This window comes from Phenylobacterium ferrooxidans (genome assembly GCF_042714595.1).
Lineage (GTDB): Bacteria > Pseudomonadota > Alphaproteobacteria > Caulobacterales > Caulobacteraceae > Phenylobacterium > Phenylobacterium ferrooxidans.
Window position 1 is genome coordinate 26,035 of the sequence record NZ_JAOTJD010000021.1, and the last position, 24,426, is coordinate 50,460.

At 69.6% G+C, this 24,426-nt stretch carries 25 protein-coding genes, 1 tRNA gene and 1 riboswitch; of the genes, 12 read left to right on the forward strand and 14 right to left on the reverse strand.

What is annotated here, in order from left to right; all coding sequences use genetic code 11:
* Window positions 1–24 precede the first annotated feature (24 nt).
* Window positions 25–107: riboswitch (ZMP/ZTP riboswitch) on the forward strand.
* Window positions 108–127: 20 nt separating this feature from the next.
* Window positions 128–1,720, forward strand: coding sequence for a bifunctional phosphoribosylaminoimidazolecarboxamide formyltransferase/IMP cyclohydrolase (gene purH / locus OCL97_RS12150; RefSeq protein WP_377370285.1), 1,593 nt, complete (start codon window positions 128–130; stop codon window positions 1,718–1,720).
* Between the two features lie 4 nt (window positions 1,721–1,724).
* Here purH and OCL97_RS12155 read toward each other — a convergent pair whose 3' ends face one another.
* Both OCL97_RS12155 and OCL97_RS12160 read right to left on the reverse strand, forming a co-directional pair.
* Window positions 1,725–1,955 carry a hypothetical protein gene (locus tag OCL97_RS12155; RefSeq protein ID WP_377370286.1) on the reverse strand — a complete coding sequence of 77 codons (231 nt, stop codon included), beginning with the start codon at window positions 1,953–1,955 and terminating at the stop codon, window positions 1,725–1,727.
* A complete protein-coding gene (locus OCL97_RS12160) occupies window positions 1,955–4,777 on the reverse strand; it encodes a M16 family metallopeptidase (protein ID WP_377370287.1) in 2,823 nt (940 codons plus the stop codon). The genes OCL97_RS12155 and OCL97_RS12160 overlap by 1 nt, the downstream gene beginning before the upstream one ends.
* Before the next feature lie 394 nt (window positions 4,778–5,171).
* Between OCL97_RS12160 and OCL97_RS12165 the strand changes: the two genes are divergently transcribed.
* The gene (locus OCL97_RS12165) at window positions 5,172–5,297 is read left to right on the forward strand and encodes a hypothetical protein (RefSeq protein ID WP_377370288.1); all 126 of its coding nucleotides are present in this window, start codon (window positions 5,172–5,174) and stop codon (window positions 5,295–5,297) included.
* Here the strand turns inward: OCL97_RS12165 and OCL97_RS12170 are convergent.
* The 4 genes from OCL97_RS12170 to OCL97_RS12185 form a co-directional block, all read right to left on the reverse strand.
* The gene (locus OCL97_RS12170) at window positions 5,294–6,277 is read right to left on the reverse strand and encodes an NADP-dependent oxidoreductase (RefSeq protein ID WP_377370289.1); all 984 of its coding nucleotides are present in this window, start codon (window positions 6,275–6,277) and stop codon (window positions 5,294–5,296) included. The two genes, OCL97_RS12165 and OCL97_RS12170, sit on opposite strands and share 4 nt — an antisense overlap.
* Window positions 6,278–6,372: 95 nt before the next feature.
* Window positions 6,373–7,353, reverse strand: coding sequence for a small ribosomal subunit Rsm22 family protein (locus tag OCL97_RS12175; RefSeq protein ID WP_377370290.1), 981 nt, complete (start codon window positions 7,351–7,353; stop codon window positions 6,373–6,375).
* Window positions 7,354–9,294 carry an acetate--CoA ligase gene (gene acs, locus OCL97_RS12180; RefSeq protein ID WP_377370291.1) on the reverse strand — a complete coding sequence of 647 codons (1,941 nt, stop codon included), beginning with the start codon at window positions 9,292–9,294 and terminating at the stop codon, window positions 7,354–7,356.
* Between the two features lie 77 nt (window positions 9,295–9,371).
* The gene (locus tag OCL97_RS12185) at window positions 9,372–10,034 is read right to left on the reverse strand and encodes a TetR/AcrR family transcriptional regulator (RefSeq protein WP_377370292.1); all 663 of its coding nucleotides are present in this window, start codon (window positions 10,032–10,034) and stop codon (window positions 9,372–9,374) included.
* A gap of 92 nt (window positions 10,035–10,126) precedes the next feature.
* On the opposite strand from OCL97_RS12185, the gene OCL97_RS12190 reads away from it, so the two are divergent.
* Window positions 10,127–11,506 carry a cytochrome P450 gene (locus OCL97_RS12190; protein ID WP_377370293.1) on the forward strand — a complete coding sequence of 460 codons (1,380 nt, stop codon included), beginning with the start codon at window positions 10,127–10,129 and terminating at the stop codon, window positions 11,504–11,506.
* Between the two features lie 75 nt (window positions 11,507–11,581).
* The gene (locus tag OCL97_RS12195) at window positions 11,582–12,331 is read left to right on the forward strand and encodes a creatininase family protein (protein WP_304780693.1); all 750 of its coding nucleotides are present in this window, start codon (window positions 11,582–11,584) and stop codon (window positions 12,329–12,331) included.
* A gap of 24 nt (window positions 12,332–12,355) precedes the next feature.
* On the opposite strand, the gene OCL97_RS12200 is transcribed toward OCL97_RS12195, so the two are convergent.
* From OCL97_RS12200 to tsaD, 6 genes are all read right to left on the reverse strand, one after another.
* Window positions 12,356–13,498 (reverse strand): cell wall hydrolase, encoded by a 1,143-nt coding sequence (locus OCL97_RS12200; protein ID WP_377370294.1) that lies wholly within the window; start codon window positions 13,496–13,498, stop codon window positions 12,356–12,358.
* A gap of 267 nt (window positions 13,499–13,765) precedes the next feature.
* Complete coding sequence (locus OCL97_RS12205; protein ID WP_377370295.1) at window positions 13,766–14,482, reverse strand: class I SAM-dependent methyltransferase; 717 nt, start codon at window positions 14,480–14,482, stop codon at window positions 13,766–13,768.
* Window positions 14,483–14,540: 58 nt separating this feature from the next.
* A complete protein-coding gene (locus tag OCL97_RS12210; RefSeq protein ID WP_377370296.1) occupies window positions 14,541–14,909 on the reverse strand; it encodes a Rieske (2Fe-2S) protein in 369 nt (122 codons plus the stop codon).
* On the reverse strand, window positions 14,906–15,190 hold the full coding sequence (locus OCL97_RS12215; RefSeq protein WP_304780702.1) for a YciI family protein: 285 nt from the start codon (window positions 15,188–15,190) through the stop codon (window positions 14,906–14,908). Before OCL97_RS12215 ends, OCL97_RS12210 begins: the two co-directional genes overlap by 4 nt.
* An 11-nt stretch (window positions 15,191–15,201) precedes the next feature.
* Window positions 15,202–16,200 carry an NAD(P)H-dependent glycerol-3-phosphate dehydrogenase gene (locus OCL97_RS12220; protein WP_377370297.1) on the reverse strand — a complete coding sequence of 333 codons (999 nt, stop codon included), beginning with the start codon at window positions 16,198–16,200 and terminating at the stop codon, window positions 15,202–15,204.
* Window positions 16,197–17,285, reverse strand: coding sequence for a tRNA (adenosine(37)-N6)-threonylcarbamoyltransferase complex transferase subunit TsaD (gene tsaD, locus OCL97_RS12225; RefSeq protein ID WP_377370298.1), 1,089 nt, complete (start codon window positions 17,283–17,285; stop codon window positions 16,197–16,199). The genes OCL97_RS12220 and tsaD overlap by 4 nt, the downstream gene beginning before the upstream one ends.
* Before the next feature lie 69 nt (window positions 17,286–17,354).
* Here tsaD and hemC point away from each other — a divergent pair, with 69 nt between their 5' ends.
* The 7 genes from hemC (at window position 17,355) to OCL97_RS12260 (ending at window position 22,894) form a co-directional block, all read left to right on the forward strand.
* A complete protein-coding gene (gene hemC / locus OCL97_RS12230; protein ID WP_377370299.1) occupies window positions 17,355–18,308 on the forward strand; it encodes a hydroxymethylbilane synthase in 954 nt (317 codons plus the stop codon).
* A gap of 52 nt (window positions 18,309–18,360) precedes the next feature.
* Window positions 18,361–19,053: a uroporphyrinogen-III synthase gene (locus OCL97_RS12235; RefSeq protein WP_377370300.1), complete on the forward strand. Its 693-nt coding sequence runs from the start codon at window positions 18,361–18,363 to the stop codon at window positions 19,051–19,053.
* A gap of 3 nt (window positions 19,054–19,056) precedes the next feature.
* Entirely contained in the window at window positions 19,057–19,920 is an 864-nt protein-coding gene (locus tag OCL97_RS12240) for a COG4223 family protein (RefSeq protein WP_377370301.1), read from the forward strand.
* Window positions 19,917–21,443 carry a heme biosynthesis protein HemY gene (locus OCL97_RS12245; protein WP_377370302.1) on the forward strand — a complete coding sequence of 509 codons (1,527 nt, stop codon included), beginning with the start codon at window positions 19,917–19,919 and terminating at the stop codon, window positions 21,441–21,443. Before OCL97_RS12240 ends, OCL97_RS12245 begins: the two co-directional genes overlap by 4 nt.
* Before the next feature lie 40 nt (window positions 21,444–21,483).
* Window positions 21,484–21,559, forward strand: a tRNA-Thr gene (locus OCL97_RS12250).
* A gap of 86 nt (window positions 21,560–21,645) precedes the next feature.
* On the forward strand, window positions 21,646–22,092 hold the full coding sequence (locus tag OCL97_RS12255) for a hypothetical protein (protein WP_377370303.1): 447 nt from the start codon (window positions 21,646–21,648) through the stop codon (window positions 22,090–22,092).
* A 271-nt stretch (window positions 22,093–22,363) separates the two neighbouring features.
* Window positions 22,364–22,894, forward strand: a complete 531-nt coding sequence (locus OCL97_RS12260; protein ID WP_377370304.1) for an AAA family ATPase — start codon at window positions 22,364–22,366, stop codon at window positions 22,892–22,894.
* Here the strand turns inward: OCL97_RS12260 and OCL97_RS12265 are convergent.
* Window positions 22,864–23,649: an SDR family oxidoreductase gene (locus OCL97_RS12265; RefSeq protein WP_304780724.1), complete on the reverse strand. Its 786-nt coding sequence runs from the start codon at window positions 23,647–23,649 to the stop codon at window positions 22,864–22,866. The genes OCL97_RS12260 and OCL97_RS12265 overlap by 31 nt on opposite strands.
* Window positions 23,650–23,707: 58 nt before the next feature.
* Window positions 23,708–23,935, reverse strand: coding sequence for a helix-turn-helix domain-containing protein (locus OCL97_RS12270; protein ID WP_377370305.1), 228 nt, complete (start codon window positions 23,933–23,935; stop codon window positions 23,708–23,710).
* Between the two features lie 164 nt (window positions 23,936–24,099).
* On the opposite strand from OCL97_RS12270, the gene OCL97_RS12275 reads away from it, so the two are divergent.
* A complete protein-coding gene (locus tag OCL97_RS12275; RefSeq protein WP_377370306.1) occupies window positions 24,100–24,399 on the forward strand; it encodes a hypothetical protein in 300 nt (99 codons plus the stop codon).
* Window positions 24,400–24,426 lie beyond the last annotated feature (27 nt).

The following is a 24,426-nucleotide window of genomic DNA, read 5'->3' on the forward strand; positions in this document are numbered from 1 at the left end:
ATGGGCTCCCGGGCCTACAGGCAGCGCGACCTGCGTGACTGGCGAAACTGAGGTGGGAGACCACCGGGGAGCGCAGGGTCCATATGCCGCTCGCCTGGGCAACTCCTCAAACGATGAAGGATTTGCCGTGCCTGCAGCCCCCGACTTCCCCAAACCCGCCGACCGCGCCCCTATCAAGCGCGCCCTGATCTCCGTCTCCGACAAGACCGGCCTGATCGAGGCCGCCAAGGTCCTCGCCGAGCTGGGGGTCGAACTGGTCTCCACCGGCGGCACCCGGGCGACCATCGCCGGCGCCGGCCTGGCGGTGAAGGATATCGCCGAGCTCACCAACTTCCCGGAGATGATGGACGGCCGGGTCAAGACCCTGCACCCCGTGGTCCACGGCGGCCTGCTCAGCGTTCGCGACGCGCCCGACCACGCCAAGGCCATGGCCGATCACGGCATCGGCGGTATCGATCTGGTCTATGTGAACCTCTACCCCTTCGAGCAGACGGTGGCGGCGGGCGGCGACTTCGAAACTTGCGTTGAGAACATCGACATTGGCGGCCCGGCCATGATCCGCTCGGCGGCCAAGAACCACGGCTATGTCTGCGTCTGCACCGAGATCGCCGACCTGGAAGAGGTGCTGGCTGAACTGCAGGCCACCGGGACCACCAGCCTGGAGCTGCGCAAGTCGCTCGCCGCCCGGGCCTATGCCCGCACGGCCACCTATGACGCCGCCATCTCCACCTGGTTCGCCCAGGCCCTCGGCGACGCCGCGCCCAAGCGCCGGGCCATCGGCGGCGAGTTGGTCCAGACCATGCGCTATGGCGAGAACCCCCACCAGTCGGCCAGCTTCTACCGCTTCGCCGACCCCCGCCGCGGCGTGGCGACGGCCAAACAGCTCCAGGGCAAGGAGCTTAGCTACAACAACATCAACGACACCGACGCCGCCTTCGAGCTGATCGCCGAGTTCGACCCCGCGAACGGCCCCGCCTGCGCCATCATCAAGCACGCCAATCCCTGCGGCGTCGCCACGGGCAAGTCCATGGTTGAGGCCTATGAGCGGGCCCTGGCCTGCGACCCCACCAGCGCGTTTGGCGGCATAATCGCCCTGAACCAGAAGCTGGACGCCGCCACCGCCACCGAGATCCTCAAGCTGCTCACCGAGGTGGTGATCGCGCCGGACGCCGACCCCGACGCCGTGGCCCTGTTCGCCAAGAAGAAGAACGTGCGCCTGCTGACCACCGGCGGCCTGCCCGATCCCCTGGCGGCCGGGACCACCTTCAAGTCGGTGTCGGGCGGCTTCCTGGTGCAGAGCCGCGACGACGCCCGCCTGACGGCGGCCGACCTCAAGGTCGTCACCAAGCGCGCGCCCACGCAGGAGGAGGTGCGCGACATGTTGTTCGCCTTCACCATCGCCAAGCACGTGAAGTCCAACGCCATCGTCTATGCCCGCGCGGGCCAGACCCTTGGTGTTGGCGCCGGACAGATGAACCGCAAGGACTCAGCCCGCATCGCGGCGCTCCGGGCCGCCGATTTCGGCCTGGACCTCAAGGGTTCGGCCTGCGCCTCGGAGGCCTTCTTCCCCTTCCCCGATGGCCTGATCCAGGCCGCCGACGCCGGCTGCACCGCGGTGATCCAGCCGGGCGGCTCCATCGGCGACCAGAAGGTCATCGACGCCGCCGACGAACGTGGCCTGGCCATGGTCTTCACCGGCGTGCGGGTCTTCCGCCACTAGCCCTTCAGGCGGTCCGCGTGTCCCACCAGCGCCACAGGGCCGCGAGGCCCCAGAAAATCTCGATCAGTCCGAAGGGCCAGGCGCCCTGCAGGAAGGCGTAGGACGAGGCCGCGAAGTTGGCGAAGGCGAAGCCCAGGGTCCACCAGGGGCTTCGCCTCTCCATGATGTAGCAGAACAGGCTGGCGCAGACGGCGGCGAGGCCAAACAGCGACAGGGCGTCGAATTCAAATCCCATCAGGGGGCTTTAGCAGCTTTCCTCAGGGTGGGACTGTCCAGATCGAGATCGGCCGCCGGGATCACTTCCAGGTCGGAGCGGCGGGCCTTGAGGCCTTCGGTGAAGCTCTTGGCGTCGCCGGCCACGATGACGCTGACGGCGGCCGGATCGAGCCTGGCGGCCGCGAAGTCCTGCACCTGGGCCCCGGTCACCGCCTCCACCTTGCCCGTATAGGCGTTCATCTCGCTCAGCGGCACGCCGTAGAGGGCGAGGTTGCCCAGGATGTCGGCCAGGCCTTCGGTGGTCTCAAGCTCGCGGCCGAAGCCTCCGATCAGCACCGACTTGCGGGCCTTCAGCTCCTCCGCGCCCGGCGGGGTGGCGGTCAGGCCCTTCATCTCCGCCAGGATCAGGTCCAGCACCTGGGGCGCGGACTCATTCTTGGTCTGGGCCGCGGCGCGGAACAGGCCGGTGGTGCGGCGCGGGGTCAGGGACGAGCTGGCGCCGTAAGACAGGCCGCGCTTGATGCGGATCTCCTGGTTCAGGCGGGCCGAATAACCGCCCCCCAGCACGGTGTTGGCGACGATGCCCGGATAGTAGGCCGGGTCATCGCGGGCGATGCCGGGCTTCAGCACGCTCACCGCCGCCTGGCCGGTGCCGGGCAGGTCGATGACGATAGCGCGGGGCTTGGCCGAGGGCGTGATGGTGGGGGCGGCCGGGGTCGGGGTGGCGGGCTTCTTCCAGTCGCCGAAGGTCTTCTCCGCCAGGGCGAAGCCCTGGGCCGGGGTGATCTTGCCGGTCAGCACCAGGATGGCGTTGTCGGGCCGGTAGTAGGCCGCGTGCAGCTTCACCAGGTCGCCGGTGGCGAACCTGGCCACCGAGGCCGGGGTGCCGCCGGCCACATGACCAAAGGCGGTGCCGGCGAACACCGTGGGGCCTGCGGCGAAGGACGCCAGCTGGCCGGGCTCCTGATAGGCCACCGACAGGCCGTCCAGGGTCTGGGCGCGCTGGCGCTCCAGTTCCTCGGCGGCGAAGGCCGGGTTCTTGGCCACGTCGGCCATGATCGCCATGGCGGCGTCCAGGTTGCCGGGCATGACATTGAGGGTGACGGAGCTGCTCTCCTGACCGCCGCCGGAGGCCAGGGTCGCCCCCAGCGCCTCGGTCTGCTGGGCGATCTCCGGGGCGCTGCGGGTCTTGGTGCCCTCGGCGAGCATGCCGGCGGTCATGCCGGCGACGCCGGCCAGGCCGTCCGGGTCGGCCCAGGCGCCGGTCTTCACGGTGAGGTCGGCGGTGACCAGGGGCAGGGTGGTGGACTGGGCGACGATCACCCGCAGGCCGTTGGCCAGGGTCTTCTCGGCCGGCTTGGGCAGGACCGGGCTCACGGGGGTGGCGAGGGGCGGTGGGGCGACGCGCTGACCCTCCGGCGCCAGTTCCGTGATCGGGCCGGTGTACTTCACGGAGGCGACGACGGGCGCGGCGGCCACCGTGGCGGTCTCACCCTTGGGGCGGTCGCTCTCGGCCAGGTATCGGATGGTCATGCGGCGATCGTCGGGCAGGTACTTGGCGGCCACCCGCTGGACGTCGGCGGCGGTCACCGCCTGCAGTTCGGCCAGTTCCTTGTTGGCCTGGGCCGCGTCGCCTTCGGTGCGCAAAGCGTAGCCCAGGGCGAAGGCGCGGCCGTCGATGGTCTCGCGTTCCCGCAGCTTGCCCGCCACCAGCTCGTTCTTGGCCTCCGACAGCTCGGCGGCGGTGGGCGGGGCGTCGCGCAGGCGCTTGACCTCCGCCAGCAGGGCCTTCTCGCCCTCCTCGATTGTGTGGCCGGAGGCCATGATCGACCCCACCGCGAACATGCCCGGCTGTTCCGGCAGGTCGGCGCTGGACAGCACCTGGGCGGCGATCTGCTGGTCGTAGACCAGGGCGTCATAAAGGCGGGCCGACTTGCCCGAGGAGAGGATGGCGTCCAGCACCTTGAGCGCCGAGGCGTCCGGGTCAGCCGCCTTCGGGCCCAGCCAGGTGATGGCCACCGCCGGCAGGGGGACATTGGGGCCATAGCCGGTGAAGACGCCGGGGCCGGTACGCGCCGGCTCCACGGCGGTGACCCGCTTCAGCGGTTCGGCCGGCGGCCTGAGCGGGCCCATATATTTGTCGACCCAGGCGTCAAAGGCCTTCTGGTCGAAATTGCCCACCACGATCAGGGCCGCGTTGTCGGGCCGGTAATAGGCGGCATGGAAGGCCCGCACGTCGTCGATGGTGGCGGCGTCCAGTTCCTCGATGGAGCCGATGCCCGGGCGCTTGTAGGGGTGGGTCGTGTAGCTGGCCTGGGGGAGGTAGAGGGCGAACAGCCGGCCATAGGGACTGGCCAGCACCCGCTGACGCAGTTCCTCCTTCACCACGTCCCGCTCGGACTTGAAGGTGGCCTCGTCGACGACGAGGGACCCCAGCCGCTGGCTCTCCACCCAGAGCAGGCGCTCCAGGTGATTGGCCGGCACCACCTCGTAGTAGTTGGTGAAGTCGTCATAGGTCGAGGCGTTGTTGATCCCACCCACGTCCTCGGTGAAGCGGTCGATGCTCTCGGACGGAAGGTCCTTGGTGGCTTTGAACATCATGTGTTCGAACAGGTGGGCGAAGCCCGAGCGGCCCTGAGGGTCGTCCTTCGACCCCACCCCGTACCAGACCTGCACCGTCACATTGGGGGTCGTCCGGTCGATGGACGAATAGACCTTCATCCCATTGGCCAGCGCCCGCTCCTTGTAGGCGATGGGCGGAACCTGGTCGGCGGCGAAGGCGGGAGCCGCCGTGGCGATCCCCAGACTGAGGGCGGCGGCGCAGGCGAAGGTGCGGAACATGGACGCGTCTCGAAGGGGCTGGGTTGGCTCGAGAACCTAGCATCCGCGACGCGCGAGGGAAGCTTACGGGATTGTCATTGAAAGCCGTCATCCCGGATCGCCTGTCGTGTGGAGGACCTGCGAAACTATGACCTGATCGGTGGTGATGGCGCTTCCTTGCCCCTTCCGGGCATGAAGGGGATGCTTGACCCGGTTCCTGGCGTGGAGCCGGCCCATACGTCCAACTCCGTGACCAACCTCAATATCGCAGTGAAGGCGGGCCTGGGGATCGCCCCTGTGGGCTGCCTTCTGGCCGACCTTGAGCCCGATCTGATCCAGTGCGCCCCGCCGGTCCCTGAGCTGCGGTACAGCGCATGGGTGGTCACCCGGGCCCGAGTTGAAGGACACGCCCCGGATGCACGCCTTCATCGACTTCATTGTCCCCCACTTCGCCGCCCTGCGCCGTGGCCTTGAGGCCAAGGGCGAGGCGATGAAGGCGGAGAAGGCCGCCGCGGTGGCGACCTTTCCGAAGACGGCCTAGTCGGCCAGCTTCACCAGCATCTTGCCGGCGTTGAGGCCTTCCATGAGGCCGATCAGGGCCTTGGGCGCGTTGTTGATGCCCTCCAGGACGGTCTCCTGGTACTTCACGCGGCCGTCCTTCAGCCAGCCGGCCATGTCGCGCTGGAAGTCGCCATACATGTGCATGAAGTCCGTGCCCACGAAGCCCCGCAGCATCACCCGCGAATAGATGATGTTGGACAGGTTCGAGACATTGGAGTGGCCAGAATTGTAGCCGGAGATGAAACCGCAGACCGGAATCCGGCCGAGCGTGTTCATGCGGCGCAGGGCGGCCTCCAGGTGATCGCCGCCGACATTGTCGAAATAGACGTCGATGCCCTTGGGGGTGGCGGCCTCGAGCTGGCCGCGGATCGGGGCGTCCTTGTAGTTGATCACCGCGTCGAGCCCGACCTCGTCCTTCAACCAGGCGGCCTTCTCGGCCGAGCCGGTGGAGCCGACGACGTAGCAGTTCTTGATCTTGGCGATCTGGGCGGCGATGGAGCCCACAGCCCCGCCGGCGGTGGAGACGAAGACCTGCTCGCCGTCCTTCAGCGCCCCGATGTGCAGGATGCCGCCATAGGCCGTGAAGCCGGTCATGCCCAGGGCGTGCATGTGGGTGGTGAGCGACAGGTCCGGGTCCGGCGTCAGCTTGGTGAGGCCCTTGCCGTCGGAGGTGAAGTACTCGCGGAAGCCCAGGCGGTTGGAGACCAGGTCGCCGACGGCGTAGTCACTGTTCTTGGACTGGACCACGCGGCCCAGAGCGCCGCCCATCATGGCCACGCCCAGATCCTGGCCGGCGGTCAGGCGCGGCCGCATGGCCGGGTCCACCGACATGTAGAGGTTCTGCACCAGCACCTCGCCGTCGGCGGCGTCGGGCACATGGGTCTCGACGATCTGGAACTGATCGACGGTGGGCATCGCCTTGGGGCGCTCGATGAGGTGGACTTCGCGGCTGACGGGCATGGCGCCCTCCCATTTGGAATTTGAAAGAGAGAAATCTTTATCGCGGCCCGGAAATACGGTGGGCGGCTGCGCCTGTTCTCTCACCCTGGCGCGCTCTAGGGAAGGGCGTCGCCCCAGTCGAGCCGGCGGGCCCAGGCGTAGGCGGCCTTGTCGCGGCGTGGAACGTCGGTCAGCTCGGCGGTTCCGGCCGGCGTGCAGAGCTTGAAGGTGATCGCCGGCTTGGCCACGCGCGGCGGGGCCAGGACGCGGGCGGTGCGGGCCAGGGTGGGAACAGCGGATCGGACCGCCACCAGATAGCTGAACTTCTCATCCTCGAAGGGCAGGTCAGCGCCCTTGGCCAGGCGATGGTCGCGCGACCGGGGCAGGCGCTGGACGAAATGACACCAGTCCGGTGGGATCAGGGGACAGGCCAGGGCATGGGGGCAGGGGGCCAAAAGCTCGGCCCCCGCCGCGATCAGCGTCTCCCGGGCGGCCAGGATCCGCCGGTAGCCGTCCGGCGTGCCGGGTTCGATCAGGGCCAGCGCGCCGTCGGTGGCGGCCCAGAGGGCTTGCACGGTCTCGGCCTGGCGCGCCGGGGCGATTTCGGCCAGGGCGTAGCTGGCGGTCACCAGGTCGGCCTGGGGCCAATCGGTTGAGGGCGCGGTCAGGTCGCCGCGTAAAAAGTTCGCGTTTCGCAGGGTGGGCCCGGCCTCGCTCGCCAGCTTGGCGGCCATGTCGAGGAAGGGGCGGCTGGAATCCAGCAGGGTGGCGGCCTGGATCGCGGGCCAGGTCTCCAGCGCCGCCCAGCTGGCCCCGCCCGGGCCGGCGCCGGCGTCCAGCAGCCGTCGGGGGGCGAAGTCGGGCGCCATTCTCTCGAGTTCGGCGAAGACGAAGGCGTCAGCCGCATAGGTGGCGGGCAGGCGCGACAGCACATAGGCGACCGCATCGGCCTCGTCGGTGACCACCGCGCGCGAGGTGGCCCCGCCGCGATAGCCGCTGGAGATCTTCGCAGTCCTCTCGGCCAGGCCCTTTCGGGCCACGCCGTCCAGCAGGCGGTCGGCGGCCAGGCGCAGGGCCGCGGGCAGGTCGGGGCTCACCTAGCTGCCGATGCGGTTCTTCACCAGGTCGTCCACCACCGAGGGATCGGCCAGGGTGGAGGTGTCCCCCAGGTTCGAGAGATCGTTCTCGGCGATCTTGCGCAGGATCCGGCGCATGATCTTCCCCGAACGGGTCTTGGGCAGGCCCGGCGCGAACTGCACCACATCGGGCGCTGCGAAGGGCCCGATCTCCCGGCGCACCCAGCCCTTGAGCTCGGCCTGCAGGATGTCGGTGGGGGTGACGTCGGCCTTCAGGGTGACGAAGCAGTAGACCCCCTGGCCCTTGATATCGTGGGGGAAACCGACGACGGCGGCCTCGGCCACGTTCTCGTTGCTCACCAGGGCGCTCTCGATCTCGGCGGTGCCCAGGCGGTGACCGGAGACATTGATCACGTCGTCCACCCGGCCGGTGATCCAGTAGTAGCCGTCCTCGTCGCGGCGGCAGCCGTCGCCGGTGAAATATTTCCCGGCATAGGTGGAGAAATAGGTGTCGAAGAAGCGCTGATGGTCGCCATAGACGGTGCGCATCTGGCCCGGCCAACTGTCGGTGATCACCAGGTTGCCGCTGGTGGCCCCGTGCAGGGTCTGGCCCTCGGCGTCCACCAGCTCGAACTTGATCCCCGGTAGGGGCTTGGCGCAGGAGCCGGGCTTCAGCGGCGTCGCGCCGGGCAGCGGCGAGGCCAGGCAGGCGCCGGTCTCGGTCTGCCAATAGGTGTCGACGATGGGGCAGCGGCCGTCGCCCACCACCCGGTGGTACCAGAGCCAGGCTTCAGGATTGATCGGCTCGCCCACGGTGCCCAGCAGGCGCAGGGACTTGCGCGAGGTCTTCAGGACCGGGGCGTCGCCGTCGCGCATCAGGGCGCGGATGGCGGTGGGAGCGGTGTAGAAGGTGTTGACCTTGTGCTTGTCGATCACCTCCCAGAAGCGGGAATTGGTGGGGTAGTTGGGCACGCCCTCGAACATCACCGAGGTCGCCGCATTGGCCAGGGGCCCGTAGACCACATAGGAGTGGCCGGTGACCCAGCCGACATCGGCGGTGCACCAGAAGACCTCACCGGGCTTGTAGTCGAAGACCAGTTCGTGGGTGTGGGCCGCCCACACCAGGTAGCCGCCGGTGGTGTGCAGCACACCCTTTGGCTTACCCGTCGAGCCGGAGGTGTAGAGGATGAACAGCGGATCCTCGGCGTTCATCGGCTCGGGCTCGCAGGTGTCGGAGACGCTCTGCTTGAGGTCCGAATAGAAGGCGTCGCGGCCGTCCTTCATGGGCACGTCGGCCCGCGTGCGCCGCACGACGATCACATCGGTGACGCCGGGGCACTGCTCCAGGGCCTCATCGACATTGCGCTTCAGGGGCACGATCTTGCCGCCGCGCAGGCCCTCGTCGGCGGTGATGACGATCCTGGAGTCGCAGTCCTGGATGCGGCCGGCGATCGAGTCGGGGGAGAAGCCGCCGAAGATCACCGAGTGGACCGCGCCGATCCGGGCGCAGGCCAGCATGGCCACGGCGGCCTGGGGGATCATCGGCAGGTAGATGGTGACCCGGTCACCCTTCTGGACGCCCTTGGCCTTCAGCACATTGGCCATGCGGCAGGTTTCGGCGTGCAGTTGGCGGTAGGTGAGGTTGTCCCAGGGCTCGCCCTCGTCGCTCTCCCAGATGATCGCCACCTGGTCGCCGCGCTCCGCCAGATGGCGGTCCAGGCAGTTGACCGAGACATTGAGCACGCCGTCCGCGTACCAGCGGATGTGGAACGGGTGCTTGTGGAAGGAGGTGTCCTTGACCTGGGTGAAGGGCTTGATCCAGTCCAGGCGGCTGGCGACCTGGGTCCAGTAGCCGTCGGGGTCGGTCTCGACGCGTTGAACAGCGGCCTCATAGGCCTGCGCGTTCATCTTGGCCCGCTTGGCCCAGGCCGCGGGAACCGGGAAAACTTCGCCCTCGCTCACCGTTCTTAACTCCCATCAATACTTGGCTGCGAGTTATGCGGAGGGCGCCCGCCGGGCGCAACAGGCTGCACCAGAAATCAGCGTTCCGGGATCAGCTGCGCAAAGCCGGCGATCAGGCAGTTCATGCCGAAGGCGAACTGTCCGTCGACATCGCCGCCCGCCTCGAAGCTTCCGATGACCTGGGCGAAGTGAGGGTAGGCGCCGGTGGCCACCATCGCCTGGGCCAGCTCGTCATTGCCGTCGTGGCCGGTGGCGCGGCGTGCGACCAGGTCGGCCTCGCCGATCACCCAGGTGATAACGTAGGAGAAGCCGGTGCTCATGGCGTAGCCCGCGTCCTTGGGCGCCAGACCCGCCCGAATCAGGATCGCCAGGATCTTCTCGGCATGGCCCATGATGTTGGGGCCCACGAAGAAGCCATGCGGCAGCAGCAGGGCCACGTCACGTCGCGCCAGGAGGTGGCGGCGCAACTGCTGGGCCATGTCGAAGATGTCCTTGCGCCAGTCGCGCCCCTGAAGTTCGAAGACCAGATCGGCCATCAGGTGATCATAGAGCGCCACCTGCAGGGCGTCCTTGTTGGGGAAGTGCCAGTAGAGGGCCGGCGCCTGGACCTGCAGCTGCGCGGCCACCGCCCGCATGGTGAGGCCCTCGAAACCCTCGCGCTCGAGGACCTGGGCGGCGGCGGCCACCACCAGGTCGGGACTGAGCTGCGGGCGGGCCTTGGACGGGACGCGGGAGACCATGCGCGTAGTTCTGTCATTCATTTAACGTTGTAAATCTCCTTCGAGGGCCTAGGCTCAGTTTAACGACGTTAAGTGAGCCTGGGAGGGGCGCCATGACCGCCGTAGAGATGTCGCCGAAGCTGGTGGGGTCTGATCCGCCGCCACGCCGCATGCCGCTGTTTGGCCTGGGCAAGGCCCTGCGAAAGCACCCCTTCCCCACCATCCCGCCCCAGGCCTATCAAGCGCCGGTGCTCAAGGTCCCCACCCCGGGCGGCCAGCGCTTTTACGTGGTCAGCGATCCGGCGGGGGTGAAGCGGATCCTGCTGGATCATGTCGCCAACTATCCGAAGACCGAGCGCGAGCGGCGATTCTTCTCGGCCATGTTCGGCGACGGGCTGCTGTCCACCGACGGGGACATGTGGCGCGCCCATCGACGAACGATGGCGCCCTCCTTCTCGCCCCCGAGCGTGGCCTCCTACGCCCCGGCCATGGCCGCCTGCGCCGAAGCCTTCCGCCAGCGCTGGGACCAGGCGCCGGAGGGCGCCGAGATCGACGTGGCCGAGGCCATGACCGACCTGACCCTGCAGATCATCGCCAGGACCATGTTCTCCACCGACGGCGCCGACGTGGCGGGCGTGGTGCGCGGGACCATGGAGAAGGCCATGGAGCAACTGGACTTCAACATCCTCGATATCCTGCCAGTGATCGGCGAGCACCGCTTCAAGGCCCGTGAGCGGCGGATCGAGGCGATCTTCGCCGAAATGGACGGCGCCATCGCCCGGATGATCGCCGAGCGCCAGGCCGATGCCGAGGGCGGGCCCCAGGATCTGTTGGCCCGGCTGATCGCCGCCCGCGACGGGGAGACCGGGGAGGGCATGAGCCCGAAGGAGATCCGCGACCAGGTGGTGACCATCTTCCTGGCCGGGCACGAGACCACCGCGGCCACCATGTGCTGGCTCTGGTACCTGCTCTCGCAGCACCCGCAGGTGGAGGCGCGCCTGCACGTCGAGCTCGATCAGGTGCTGGGGGGCCGCACCCCCGGGCACGAGGACCTGGCCCAGCTGCCCTATGCAAGGATGGTGGTGGACGAGGCGCTGCGGGTCTATCCGGCCGCGCCCGGCCTCTCCACCCGGATGGCCCTGGAGGCCGACGAGATCTGCGGGGTGAAGATCCCCAAGGGCGCGATGATCGCCGTGGCCCCCTGGATCCAACACCGGCACGAGGCCCTGTGGGACGACCCTGGACGGTTCGATCCCGAGCGCTTCGCCCCAGGCGTCGAGCGGCCGCGTTTCGCCTATATGCCCTTCGGCGGCGGGCCCAAGGTCTGTATCGGCGCCCAGCTGGCCGTCACCGAGACCCTGCTGATCCTGGCGACCTTGGCCCAAGGCTACAGCCTGGCCCTGAGGCCGGGCCATGAGGTGGAGATCCTGCAGAAGATCACCATGCGCCCACGGGGCGGGCTGCCGATGATCCTGCGCAGGCGCAGGCGCTGACGCCGCAGCCGCTTACGGTCCGAGGGGGAACTGACTATGTGGGAAGGCCGCCCTTCTTCCCGCTAGGACCGCTCCATGCTGCTGCACCTCTCCACCTGGCCCGAGATCGAAGCCTTCCTCACCCGCTCCAGGACGGTGGTGATTCCGATCGGCTCCAACGAGCAGCACGGGCCGACGGGCCTGCTGGGCACCGACTGGCTGTGCCCGGAGATCATCGCCAACGAGGCCCAGAAGACCGGCGACATTCTGGTGGGGCCGACCTTCAACATCGGCATGGCGCAGCATCACCTGGGCTTCCCGGGCACCATTTCCCTGCGGCCCTCGACCTTCATCGCCGCCATCGGCGACTGGTGCCGCTCGCTGGGCCACCACGGCTTCGAGAAGATCTATTTCCTCAACGGGCACGGCGGCAATGTCGCCACCATCGAGGCCGCCTTTTCTGAACTCTATGCGGAGGCGAGCTTCGCCGGCCGGCCGCGCGGCTTCTCGATGAAGCTGAAGAACTGGTGGGAGCTGCGAGGCGTTCTGGCCCTGGCCAACCGCCAGTTTCCGGTGGGCCACGGCAGCCACGCGACGCCCTCGGAGATCGCGGTGACCCAGTGGGCCTATCCCGACGCCATCAAGACCGCCGCCTACACGCCGCAGATCGCGCCCACCGGTCCGATCCGCGAGGCGCTCGATTTCCGCGCCCGCTATCCCGACGGTCGGATGGGGTCGGATCCCGCCCTGGCCACGCCGGAAAAGGGCGCTGAACTGGTGGCGACGGCCGCGGCCGGCCTGATCGAGGACGTCAACGCCTTCTCGGCGGAAATCGCGCCGGGCTGACCCGTTGCTGCGTGACGTTAGGGGTTAGAACGTCGATCCGGGCATGGCCAGGCGCGGCGGGCCCTTTTTCTTGGGCTGGCCGGTCCAGTCGAGGTCTTCGGCCTTCAGCAGGGCGCCGGCGTCCTTGGCGGCGTCGGCCACGGTGACCAGAGGCTCCTGCTTGACGATCTCGGACTGGCTGGCGGGTGTCCTGCCGTCAGCGCCCTTGGGGGCCTTGGTCAGGACGGCCTCCTCCACCGGCAGGGCTTCCTGCAGGTTGTCGTTGGCCAGGGAGGCCTCGATCTTCGGCGTGGTGGCGTACTTGTCGAGGGCGGCGATCTGCATCCCCTCGGCTTCGGTGCCGAGATACTTGCCGGAGAAGGCGGGGGGCAGGCCCGAGCCGCCGGTCCAGCGATAGAAGATGTGGGCGCCGATGGTGCCGACCTTGACCAGGCTCGGGCTCCAGTACGCGGCGACATAGTTGGCGTGATAGTGGGTGGCGGTGCCGACCTGCTTCATCACATAGCCGTTCAGGGCGGCCGAGGCGACGCTGCGGGCGCGCAGCCAGCCGGCTTCCTGCGGCTGACGGTTCATCGCCCCGTCGCAGGTGAAGCTGAATTGGCAACCGGTGGTGCGGTTGGAGCCCTGGAACACCACGCCGCAGACCGTCTTGGGGTAGGCCGGGTGGCGCATGCGGTTCAGCACGACCTGGGCCACGGCGCGCTGGCCTTCGACGCTTTCCCAGGCGGCTTCGTAATAGATGGCCGCGGTCAGGCAATCGATGGCGCGGGCCTCGTCCAGCATGCCGCCGGTCTTCAGCTTGAAGGGACGCGCCGCCGGGTTGGGCAGGACCGAAGTCGGGTTGGCCAGGTTCCAGGCGCGGGCCTGGTCGGCGTCGAGATCCTGCAGGCGGATGACGGCGGCGTCCGCAGCCGCGCCTTCGGGCAGGGCGGCGGCGTCGGGGTTGATCACATCGCCCGCGGGCGTCATCAGACCGCCCATGCGGGGCTCGACGCGGCTGGCCAGGGTCAGCATCGCTGGGTCCATGCTGGCCTTGAGCCGGGCGAAGGCCTGGGGAGAAACCTCGCCCCCTGTCAGGCGGGCCAGGCGTTCATTGCGGCCATCGGGCGCGGCCGCGACAGCGATACCGGCGGTCAGGGCGGCCACAAGGGCAAGTTCAACACTCACGAGATGGATCGCATCACGTCGCGGCAGACGGCTTTTGGCGGTCTGCAAAAGGTGACGCAAGCGTTCCAACACGGCCGTGTTCTCTCCTGGGACAGTGCACTGCAGCAATTGCAAGACGAACGCCATAACCCCGATTTGTGGAGCGCGCTACCATGAATCTTTTATTTTGCATTAACTATGACAGGTCCCGGCGCCAAACAGCCGGCTCGCACCCCGGAGTCCCGGGGTCCAACGCCAGAACAAGCTCTCAGCAGAGCCCGTCAGTAATCAGCGCGGGATTTCTAGGATCTTGGTCAGGGCCACTTGGCGGTAGACGGCCGTGATGTCGAAGTAGCGTCGGAAGACTCCGTGGAAGACGTCCACCGCCTGCTTGACGCCCGGGCCGCCGATCTCGCTCTCGTGGTGCCAGTAGTCGTCCAGAACCATCATGCCGCCGACGTTCAGCAGGGCGGCGCAGTAGGCCAGGTCCACCCCCACGGCCCAGGCCGTGTGCGACCCGTCGATGTAGATCAGGTCGTAGGTCTCGCCTCGCTCGAGCATCCTGGGCAGCTCGTAGGTCGAGAATCCCTTGTGGGTGGTCAGCCTGGAGAAGCTGAGCTTGGCGGTGTTGCGGGCGAAGCGCGGCTCGACCGCGTGGTACTTTTCTTCCGGGTTCAGGTCCTCGTCGAACCAGGGGTCGATCACCGTGACGTCCAACTTGGCCGGCAGCAGCCAGTCCATGAAGGCCAGGTTGCGCCCCTCATAGGCGCCGATCTCCATGTACCGGATCGATCCGCGCTTGGCGGCGAAGTCCCGCAGCAGGGGGGAGACGAAGGGGATGTTCTGGTCGGCCCAGCCCTCGGTGAACTCGAAGTTCATGGCCTTGCAATGGGCGGCGAAGGCGGCGGCGTCGTCATCGGCGCGCGGCGTGGCCAGCATGGTCTTGGCGAACTGCGGGGCGAACCGGTGGTTCATGGTCGCCAGGGCGCGAAGGGCGTCAGCCATGACAGGCTCCTCTCAAATATCTGAGCAAGAGGCTTAGCCCTGGCGGGTTAAGGAAGAGTCAGGCGGTGACCACGTCGCCGTCCACCACCGCCACCGGCCAAGGGCGCAGGTGCTCGTCGGCGCAGGGACCCGCCACGCAGAGCCCGTCGGCGGGGCGGAACATGGCCCCGTGCGCGGCGCAGATGATCCGGTCTCCCTCGCGCGTCAGGTATCGGTCGTCCATCACCGCCAGGGGCCAGCCGTTGTGCGGGCAGGAGTCGACATAGCCGGCCACGCTGTCGCCCTGTCGCACGAGGAAGCCGGCGAACAGGGCGCGCTCGTTGCGGAACCGGAACCCCCTGGCGCCGGGATCGGCCAGGTCGGCGAGCGCGCAGAGACGCTCACCCGCTGGGGGTTTGGCCGGATTGTCGGGCTCGTCCCGGATCACAGGGTCCCGATGGTCGCGCGGAAGGGCAGGATCTGCACGCTCTGGAACAGACCGGCCAGGGTATAGGGATCGTCACGGTTGAAGGCCTGCGCCACCTCCGCGGTCTCGCCTTCCATGACGATCAGGGAGCCGGCCATGTCGCCCTTGTCGTCCAGGATCGGGCCGCCCAGCTTGACCACGTTGCTGAAGGTCCCGGCATAGGCCAGATGCGCCGGCCGGGTGGCCATGCGCAGGTCCAGGGAATTGGGCTTGTCGAGGCAGATCAGCACGAAGAGGGCCATGGGCGGTTCCTTCAGAATTCGGTCTTGAGGGGGCGCGAGAGCAGGCTGGCGATTGCGGTGTCGATGTCGGCCTCGCCCGCCAGGATGGCGGCCACGGCGTCGCAGATCGGGATCTCGACCCCGTGCTTGGCGGCCAGGCCGCGCACCGCGGGGGCGGAGGCCACGCCCTCGGCCACGGCCCCGCCCAGGCTGGCGAGGGCCTCCTGCAGGGTCATGCCCTGGCCCAGGGCCAGGCCGACGCGGTTGTTGCGCGACTGGGCGCTTGAGCAGGTGAGCACCAGATCGCCGAGGCCACAGAGCCCGGCCACGGTCTCCGCCTCGCCTCCAAGCGCCTCGGCCAGGCGGGTCAGCTCGGCGAAGCCCCGGGTGATCAGGGCCGCATGGGCGCTGCGTCCCAGGCCGCGGCCCTCGACGACGCCGCAGGCGATGGCCAGCACGTTCTTCACCGAGCCGCCGATCTCGGCGCCGATCATGTCGGTGGCCAGGTAGGGGCGGAACAGCGGGCTGGCGATGGCCTCGGCCAGGTCGCGACCCAGGTCCTCGTCGGGGCAGGCCAGGGTCACGGCGGTGGGCAGGCCGCGGGCCACCTCGCCGGCGAAGCTCGGTCCCGACAGCACGGCGGGGCAGGCGTGCGGCAGCGTCTCGGCCAGGACCTCGGTCATCAGCTTCAGCGACCCCTGCTCCACCCCCTTGGCGCAGAGCAGGATCGGCACGCCAGTCCGCGCATGGGGCGCGAAGGCCGCGAGGCTGGCCCGCAGATGCTGGGCCGGGGTGACGTTGAGGATCAGGTCACAGCCGGCCAGGTCGGCCATGTCGCCGGTGGCGGTGACGGGGCTGTCAAACGCGACGCCGGGCAGGAAGAGGCTGTTCTCATTCTTTGTCCGGATGGCGTCCACCACCTCGGCCTCGCGGGCCCAGAGGGTGGTCTGCAGGCCGGCGCGGGCGCAGACCAGGGCCAGCGCGGTGCCCCAGGCGCCGCCGCCAATCACGCCCGCGGTTGTCATGCTCATGCCTTGGCGCCCTTGCGTCCGAATGCGTGGGTGGGATTGGATAACGCCGCAGCGGCGTCCAGGGGCCAACGCGGCCTCGCGGGCGCGTCCAGGGGATCGGTCATCCCCAGGGCCAGGCGTTCCGCGCCGGCGAGCGCGATCATGGCGGCGTTGTCGGTGCAGTAGGCCAGCGGCGGGGCGTCGAAGGAAAAGCCCCTGGCCGTGGCGGTCTCCATCAGCTTTGCGCGCACAGCGCTGTTGGCGGCCACCCCGCCGGCCACCACGAAGCGCAGGTCGCGGTTCCCCTGGGCGATGGCGTAGGCGGCCATGGCGCGATCGGTGCGGTCCGACAGCTGGCGGGCGATGGCGGTCTGGACGCAGGCGGCCAGGTCCCTGCGCTGGGTTTCGGTGGTGACGGTCTCGGCCAGGCGCGCGGCGGCGGTCTTCAGGCCGGAGAACGAGAAGTCGCAGCCCTCGCGGCCCAGCAGGGCACGGGGCAGGGTGAAGGCGGTGGGATCGCCGCCGACCGCCAGCTTCTCCAGGGCCGGGCCGCCGGGATAGGGCAGGCCCAGGCTCTTGGCGATCTTGTCGAAGGCCTCGCCGGCGGCGTCGTCGATGGTGGAGCCCAGGCGCCTGCAGGCCCCGACGCCTTCGACAGCGAGGAGTTGGCAGTGGCCGCCCGACACCAGCAACAACAGGAAGGGATACGGAATGTCGGCGGCCAGCCGGGCCGAGACCGCGTGGCCCTCCAGGTGGTTCACGGCGATCAGGGGCAGGCCGCGGGCCAGGGCCACGGCCTTGCCGAAGGACAGCCCCACCATAACCCCACCCACCAGGCCGGGGCCAGCGGTGGCGGCCACGCCCGAGAGGTCGGCATAGGTCACGCCCGCCTCGCTCATGGCCTGGGCGGCTATGGCGTCGATGGACTCCACGTGGGCCCGGGCGGCGATCTCCGGCACCACCCCGCCATAGGGGGCATGGGCGGCGATCTGGCTGGCGATGACGCTGGAGAGAACCTCCACGCGGCCGTCGGCGGACCGGCGCAGCACCGAGGCGGCGGTTTCGTCGCAGCTGGTTTCGAGGCCCAGGAGGGTAAGGTCGGTCATCTGCGTTGCGGCTTGGGGTTCCGTCCTGTAGCGAACGGCTTAGTTCCCCGCCGAGGTAGCCCTCCCGCCGTGCCCACGCAACCTGTCCGGATCGGAGCCCGCGGCTCCAAGCTCTCCCTGGCCCAGGCCGGCATGATGCAGCGTCGCATCGCCGCCGCCCTTGGCGCGCCTCCTGAAGACGCCGAGCGCGTCGCCCCGCTGATCATCATCACCACCACCGGCGACCGGGTGCAGGACCGCCGCCTGCTGGAGATCGGCGGCAAGGGCCTTTTCACCAAGGAGATCGAGGAGGCGATGCTGGAGGGTCGCATCGACTGCGCCATCCACTCGCTGAAGGACATGCCGGCGGTCTGCCCCGACGGCCTGACCATCGCCGCCATCCCCGAGCGCGAGGATCCCCGCGACGCCTTCCTGTCCTTCAAGGCCGACCGGCTCGAGGACCTGCCGCAGGGCGCGGTCCTCGGCACCGCCTCGCTGCGCCGCCAGGCCCAGTCCCTGCACCGGCGCCGCGACCTCGACGTCCAGATGCTGCGGGGCAATGTCGACACCCGCCTGGCCAAGCTGCAGGCCGGGGACGCCGACGCGATCCTGCTGGCCATGTCGGGCCTCAACCGCCTGGGCCTCGGACACCTGCCCCAGAGCCTGATCGATCCCGTCGAGGTTCCGCCGGCCCCCGGCCAGGGCGCCCTGGCCATCGAGACCCGCTCGGGCGACGTGGACCTGCCCTGGCTGGACGCCGTGCGCCACCACGGCACCATCGTGGCCGTGGCCGCCGAGCGCGGCGCCCTGATGGCCCTGGAAGGCTCCTGCAAGACCGCGATCGGCGCCCACGCCCGCATCCTGGGCGACCGCATCCACCTGATCGTCGAGGCCCTGTCGCCGGACGGCGTCCACCGCTTCCGCCGCGAGGGCGACGCCCTGCTGGGCGCCGACCACGAGGCCGCGGCCCGGGAACTGGGCCTGTCGCTCGGCGGCCAGGTGCTGGAAGAGGGCGGCGACCTGCTCGCCCTCCACGAGGCGTGAAGACCTCTCTGGGTTGCGTTATGGCCGGGCTTGGCTCAACCGTGTCCGGACGATGAGCGTACGCAAGATCTGGATCACCCGGGCCCAGCCCGCCGCCGAAGCCACCGCCGCCCGCGTCCGCGCCCTGGGGCATGAGCCCTTTGTCGCGCCCCTGCTCGCCGTCCAGCCGGTTGAGGGTGTCGAGGTGGACCTGCGCGGGGTCTGCGCGCTCGCCTTCACCAGCGCCAACGGGGTGCGGGCCTTCATCGAGGCGACTCCCGAACGGTCCCTGAGGGTGTTCGCGGTCGGCGCGGCCACCGCCCAGGCGGTCCGCGCGGCGGGCTTCAAGAACGTGCTGTCGGCCGATGGCGACGTCGAGGCCCTTGCCAAGGGCATCGCCGCCCGCAAGCGCGACCTGAAGGGCTGCGTCCTGCATCCGGGCGCGGCCGAGCCGGCCGGCGACCTGGTGGGGGCCCTGGAGGCCCACGGTATCGAGGCCAAACGCCTGGTCCTCTATGACACCGGACCGGCCGAACTGACGGCGGAAGAGCTGGCGGCGCTGCCGGAAATCGACGCGGTCCTGCTGCACTCCCCCAAGGCCAGCCAGGTCCTGGCGGCCATGCTGAAGGAGACCCCGCTGCCGGGCCTGCGGGCCCTGTGCCTTTCCAAGGCGGTGATGAAGCCGCTGGCCCGCACCAGGATGGCGGCCAAGGTGTTCGCGCCCTTTCCTCTCGAAGCGGCGCTGTTGAATCTGATAGACCGGTAGATCATGAGCGTCACGCCGGACCCCCAGGAGCCCTCCGCGCCCGCCTATGGCCGCGCGCGGCCGCCGGGGGCGACGGCCTGGCTGGTGGCGGTTTTCGGCTTGGCCTGCGTCCTGGCCGGCTATGGCCTGTCGCGGTTTGGCCCCCACCTGCTGCCGGCCAAGCCCGGCTCCGCCCTCAGCGCCGACCTCGCCGCCGTCCGGCCCCTGGCGCCGGCGCAGGCCTATCCCGCCGATACGCCGCCTGACGAGGCTTCGTCATCGGCCCCGCCCGACACCGCCGCGCTCTCCGAACTCGCCGCCCGCCTCGATGTCCTGGAGGTTGAACAGTCGCGCACCGCGCAGGCCGCCGCCTCAGCCCTCGCCGCCGCCGCCCTGATGGAGGCGGCCCAGAGCTCCCGGCCCTTCGCCGAGGAGCTGGCCGCCCTGGACGCGGTCTCGCCGCCGTCCGTCGAGCTGCGCGCCCTGCGCCGGGTGGCCGAGCGCGGCGCCCCCAGCCGCGCGGCCCTGGCCGCCAGCTTTCCCGACCATGCCGCCCGCGCCGCCGCGGCCGCCCGCGCCCCCGGTGAGGGGGCCGGCCTGATGGCCCGTCTGGGCGCCGCCCTGTCCCGCGTCGTCACCCTGCGCCAGGTGGGCGATGTCCCGGGCTCAGGCGTCGACGCCCTGCTGGCCAGGGCCGAACGCCAGGTGGCGGAGGGCGACCTCGACCACGCCCTGCGCACTCTGGAGAGCTTGCCTCCCGGCGGCCGTGAGGCCCTGGCCCCCTGGCGCGCCGCCGCCGAGACCCGGGCCGACATCGACCGCCGCATCTCCGCCGTCCGCGTCCAGGCCCTGGAGGACCTCGCCCGGCTGGCCCGGAGCGGCGCATGATCCGCACCGCCATCGCCGTGTTTCTGGTGGTGGCGCTGGCCACCGCCATACTGGCCATCACCGGCGAGCCCGGCCACGCCAGCATCATCTGGCTGGGCTGGCGGGCCGACATGACCGCGGCCGCCATGGTGCTGATCACCCTGCTCGTCGCCCTGCTGACCATGATCGGCTGGCGGCTGCTGCTCTGGATCCTGGAGGCGCCGCGCCGGGCCGAGCGCGCCCGGGCCGAGGATCGCCGCCGCCAGGCCAATGAGGCCCTGACCCGCGGCTTTCTGGCCGCCGCCGCCGGGGATGGCTCCGAGGCCAGGCGTCTGGCCCTCAAGGCCGCCGACCTCGCCGATGAGGCGCCGGGTCTGGTTCGGGTCCTGGCCGCCCAGGCCGCCGAGGCGGCCGGTGACGCCGTGGCTGTCCAGGCCGCCTATTCCGCCATGCTGGGTTTCCCCGAGATGCGCCTGGCGGGCCACCGGGGCCTGATGGCCCAGGCCCTGGCCCAGGGCGACAAGGCCGCAGCCCTGCGTCACGCCGAGCAGGCCTATGAAATGGGTCGAACCGCCCGCTGGGCCTGGCGCGCGGTGCTTGAGGCGCGGCTCGAGGCGGGCGACTGGGAGGGGGCGCTGGACCTGGTGAAGAGCGCGCTCGACCGCAAGGTGGTCTCGCCCATCGTCGCCGAACGCGCCCGGGCCGCCCTACTGGCCGCCTCGGCCGCTCAACTGGAGAACGCCGCCGAGCCCAAGGCGCGGTCCCAGGCGACCGACTTCGCGGTTGAGGCCGCCAAGCTGCAGCCCGGCTTCGCGCCCGGCGTGGTCATGGCCGGTCGGCTGCTGGCCGCCGACGGCAAGACGGGTCGCGCCGCCCAGGTCCTGGAGACCGCCTGGAAGATCGCGCCCCACCCGGCTCTGTGGCTGGCCTATCGCGACCTGAAGACCAATGAGACGCCCCGCCAGCGGGCCGAGCGTCTGAACAACCTGGCCGAACTCAACCCCACCGCGCGCGAAAGCCGCATCCTCTTCGTCGAGCAGGCCCTGATCGACGGCGTCCCAGGCCGCGCCCGTGAGGCCGCCAAGGCCCTGGCGGACGAGCCGCTGACGATCCGCATCGCCGGCCTGTTCGCCCGTGTCGCCTTCGCGGCCGGCCAGCCGGACGAGGCCCGGCTGTGGATGGCGCGGGGGGTGGGCGCGCCGCAGGAGCCGGACTGGACCGATCTCGACCCCGAGGGCCAGGCCTTCGCCTATCTGCCCGCCGACTGGGCGCGGCTGACCGCGGTCTATGCCGAGACCGGCGAGTTGATCCACCCGCGCCACGAGCGGGCCGAGAAGACCATGAGCGAGCTGCCGGAACTGCCGGTTCCCTATACCGACTCCGCCCCGTTTCTGTCGGGCCAGGAGGCCGCGCCGCCGCCCTACGGCGTGGAGGAGGGTCGCTATGACGACGACGAGCCCGAGCCTCCGCCGCCCCCGCCGGTGAGCCAAAGACGCAGTCACGCGAGGCGCCGCTTGGCGAGCGCGCCCAGAGCAGCTAAATAGGCGCTCCCGCGCGGGCCGGTTCGCCGCCCCGCCGCGTCAGGCCGCTTTAGCTCAGCTGGTAGAGCACATCATTCGTAATGATGGGGTCAGGTGTTCGAGTCACCTAAGCGGCACCACTTCTTCCTTCGATCCTGAAATCCAGGCGTCCCGTCGCCGGCGAATCACGTCAGGGATTTCCGACCCCCCGCGTTGGACCCGGCCCATGGATGATCCCAGGCACATCCGGCTGATCTCCCGGCTGTCGATGGACTATGTGATCTCGATCTACAGCGCGGTGCTGCGTGGCGGGACGCATGATCCCCTCGACGCCCTGATCCTCTCGACCGTGGCGGTGGCCAATGTGGCCCACCTCGGCTCCGACCCGGCCCTGTCGCTGCGGTACGGCGGGATCGACGAGCCGGAGCCCTTCGAGATCAAGCGGCCCATCAGCCGCAACGCCGTGGCCCTGTCGCTCGGCCTCTCCTACGAGACCGCCCGGCGGCGGATCCAGAAGCTGATCGACGCCGGCTCCCTGGTCGACACCGAGCAGGGGCTGGTGGGGGCCAATGAGGCCCGCAATCCGGAGCTGGTCCTCGCCATGGCAAAGCAGAACGCCACCCTGCTCAAGCGCCTGGTGCGGCTGATGCGGGAGGCCGGGGTCGAGGTCTAGGCCAGGATGTCATGATCTCGCCAGATCAGGCGGTCGTGCTCTTGTCCCTCGGCGGGTTCGGATCGTTTCCGGGAGCGAGCCGGTCTTCAGGCTGGCGTTAAGCCGAAGTAAGTGCTCGCTTTTCTGCGTTGTCGTGACTTGAGTTCGTAATGATGGGGTCAGGTGTTCGAGTCACCTTAGGCGGCGCCACTTCTTACAGTGAAAACAGATAACGGAGCTCCGCCGGCGCGGCCTTGCGCGCGCTTGCGTGGGCGATGGGGAGGGCCGCGCCATGACGCGATACATACTCACCGGCGCGCCTGGAGCGGGGAAGACCGCCCTGCTGCGGCTGCTGGAGCGCCAGGGCCACGCGGTGGTCGAGGAGGCGGCGACCGATGTCATCGCCCTGGAACAGGCCCTGGGGCGGGACCAACCCTGGACCGATCCGGCTTTCATCGACCTGATCGTCGCCCTGCAGAGACAGCGGCAGATCGCGGCGCAGGGGGCGTGCTTCTTCGACCGCTCGCCGGCCTGCACCTGGGCCCTGGCTGAATTCCTGGGGTTTGAGCCCTCTCCGGGCCTTGAGGCCGAGATGACCCGTATCAAGGCCGAGCACACCTATGAGCGCCGGGTGTTCTTCATCGAGAACCTCGGCTTCGTCACGCCCACGGCGGCGCGGCGCATCAGCTACGAGGACGCGCTGCGGTTCGAGCAGGTCCATATCGAGACCTACCGCCGCCTGGGCTACGACCTGGTCTGCATCCCGCCGGGCGAGCTTGAGGCCCGCGCCGATCAGGTCTTGGAGAACACGCCCTTCCAATAGGCGCGCATGGCCTCCACCGCCGGACGCAGGCCCTGGGTCTGGCTCTCGGCGTGGGCGCCGACCCCGTGGTGCAGGTGGGGGCTGGAGATCGAGTCCCAGATCACCTTGGTCACGTCCTCCACCGAGCCCGGCACCGACTGGGCCTCCTCGATGGCGCTGCGGAACACCTGGCCCTCGGCGTTGGCGGTGGAGTCCAGCAGGGGGGTGTCAATGTAGCCCGGCATGATGCAGACCACCCGAACGCCGAACCGGGAATATTCCAGGTCCAGCGCCTCCGAGAGGCCGCGCACCGCGAACTTGGTGGCGCCGTAGACGGCCAGGCGCGGCGGGCCCGACAGGCCGGCGCTGGAGGCGATGTTCACCAGGACTGAGTCCTTGGTGGCCTTCAGCAGGGGCAGGGCGGCATAGCTGCCATAGATGACGCCGCGAAGGTTGACGTCGATCTGCAGGTCCCAGTCGGCCGAGGTCTGGGTGTCGAACCAGCCGTAGCGGGCCAGGCCAGCATTGTTGACCATCACGTCCAGCCGGCCGCCGCTGGCCTTGCCGAAGCGGGCGAGCGCCAGGCCCCAGGCGGCCTCGTTGCGCACGTCCAGGCGCACGGCGAGGACCTTGTCGGGATCGAATCCTTCGGCGGCCTTGGCCAGGGCGTCCTCGTCCACGTCGGACAGCCCGACGAAATAGCCCTCGGCGGCGAAACGCTTGGCGGTGGCCAGGCCGATGCCGCTGGCGGCTCCGGTGATGAAGCAGGCTTTCATGTGACTCTCAAACCCCGTGGACTTGGCCGGGAGCATGTCGTCCCTGGGAGTCGGGCCGTCAAGCGCGCCGCAGCAGCACCGCGCCTGTCCAACCGGCCTCGGCCAGCAGCTTCACGCCGTTCTGTTCCAGGGCCTTGGTAAGGCGCTTCCGGGTGGTTCCGTGGGCCGGACGGCCGTTCTCGAACTGCGAGATGGTGGTGAAGGCGACACCGGATTTCTCGGCCAGGTCCTTCAGGCTCCAGTCCAGCAGGGCGCGGCCGGCGCGGCAGCATTCGGGGGTCAGCATGGCGGAACTCCATGGGAATCACCGACGAATCCTCCGCCGCGAGCGTTAAAAATTCATCGCCAAGCGGGCATCGGGTGCGTTGATGCTCCGCGGGCGCCTTGCCCCGCCAGGACAAGAGGCCTAGTTCCGATGGCGGCGCCTGTCGCCCAAGACCCAAAAGCGCCATGACCGACGAACCTCGCCCCCGCAAGATCCTGAGCCTGAAGAACCCGCCGACGCGGCCTCTGGGGCCGGAGCCGATCCGCAAGGCCGCGCCTCCTCCTCCTCCGCCCCCACCGCCGCCCCAGGTTTTCGCCTGGAAGTGCAAGCCCTGCGGCGCGGGCTTCAATGTGGGTGATCAACTGGCCGACGACGTCGTGATCCGCTGCCCCGCCTGCAACGCCAAGATCGGCCAGGTGGCCGACTTCCGCGCCGATCCGACCCCCGCCAAGCTGCGCGCCCGGCCGGTCAAGCCGGCGGCCTGACCGTTAGACCCTTTCCGGATCAGGTTG

Bases quoted from the DNA above. Each gene is read 5' to 3' on its own strand.
- OCL97_RS12170 (WP_377370289.1), bottom strand. From the start codon at position 6,277: ATGCCCGTCAGCCGCGAAGTCCACCTCATCGAGCGCCCCAAGGCGATG.
- OCL97_RS12195 (WP_304780693.1), top strand. From the start codon at position 11,582: ATGCTGCTGCACCTCTCCACCTGGCCCGAGATCGAAGCCTTCCTCACC.
- OCL97_RS12160 (WP_377370287.1), bottom strand. From the start codon at position 4,777: ATGTTCCGCACCTTCGCCTGCGCCGCCGCCCTCAGTCTGGGGATCGCC.
- OCL97_RS12235 (WP_377370300.1), top strand. From the start codon at position 18,361: ATGAGCGTACGCAAGATCTGGATCACCCGGGCCCAGCCCGCCGCCGAA.
- OCL97_RS12215 (WP_304780702.1), bottom strand. From the start codon at position 15,190: ATGGCCCTCTTCGTGCTGATCTGCCTCGACAAGCCCAATTCCCTGGAC.
- OCL97_RS12270 (WP_377370305.1), bottom strand. From the start codon at position 23,935: ATGCTGACCCCCGAATGCTGCCGCGCCGGCCGCGCCCTGCTGGACTGG.
- OCL97_RS12165 (WP_377370288.1), top strand. From the start codon at position 5,172: ATGCACGCCTTCATCGACTTCATTGTCCCCCACTTCGCCGCCCTGCGC.
- OCL97_RS12240 (WP_377370301.1), top strand. From the start codon at position 19,057: ATGAGCGTCACGCCGGACCCCCAGGAGCCCTCCGCGCCCGCCTATGGC.
- OCL97_RS12265 (WP_304780724.1), bottom strand. From the start codon at position 23,649: ATGAAAGCCTGCTTCATCACCGGAGCCGCCAGCGGCATCGGCCTGGCC.
- OCL97_RS12255 (WP_377370303.1), top strand. From the start codon at position 21,646: ATGGATGATCCCAGGCACATCCGGCTGATCTCCCGGCTGTCGATGGAC.
- OCL97_RS12205 (WP_377370295.1), bottom strand. From the start codon at position 14,482: ATGGCTGACGCCCTTCGCGCCCTGGCGACCATGAACCACCGGTTCGCC.
- OCL97_RS12260 (WP_377370304.1), top strand. From the start codon at position 22,364: ATGACGCGATACATACTCACCGGCGCGCCTGGAGCGGGGAAGACCGCC.
- OCL97_RS12185 (WP_377370292.1), bottom strand. From the start codon at position 10,034: ATGGTCTCCCGCGTCCCGTCCAAGGCCCGCCCGCAGCTCAGTCCCGAC.
- OCL97_RS12190 (WP_377370293.1), top strand. From the start codon at position 10,127: ATGACCGCCGTAGAGATGTCGCCGAAGCTGGTGGGGTCTGATCCGCCG.
- tsaD (WP_377370298.1), bottom strand. From the start codon at position 17,285: ATGACCGACCTTACCCTCCTGGGCCTCGAAACCAGCTGCGACGAAACC.
- OCL97_RS12245 (WP_377370302.1), top strand. From the start codon at position 19,917: ATGATCCGCACCGCCATCGCCGTGTTTCTGGTGGTGGCGCTGGCCACC.
- OCL97_RS12155 (WP_377370286.1), bottom strand. From the start codon at position 1,955: ATGGGATTTGAATTCGACGCCCTGTCGCTGTTTGGCCTCGCCGCCGTC.
- OCL97_RS12275 (WP_377370306.1), top strand. From the start codon at position 24,100: ATGACCGACGAACCTCGCCCCCGCAAGATCCTGAGCCTGAAGAACCCG.
- OCL97_RS12220 (WP_377370297.1), bottom strand. From the start codon at position 16,200: ATGAGCATGACAACCGCGGGCGTGATTGGCGGCGGCGCCTGGGGCACC.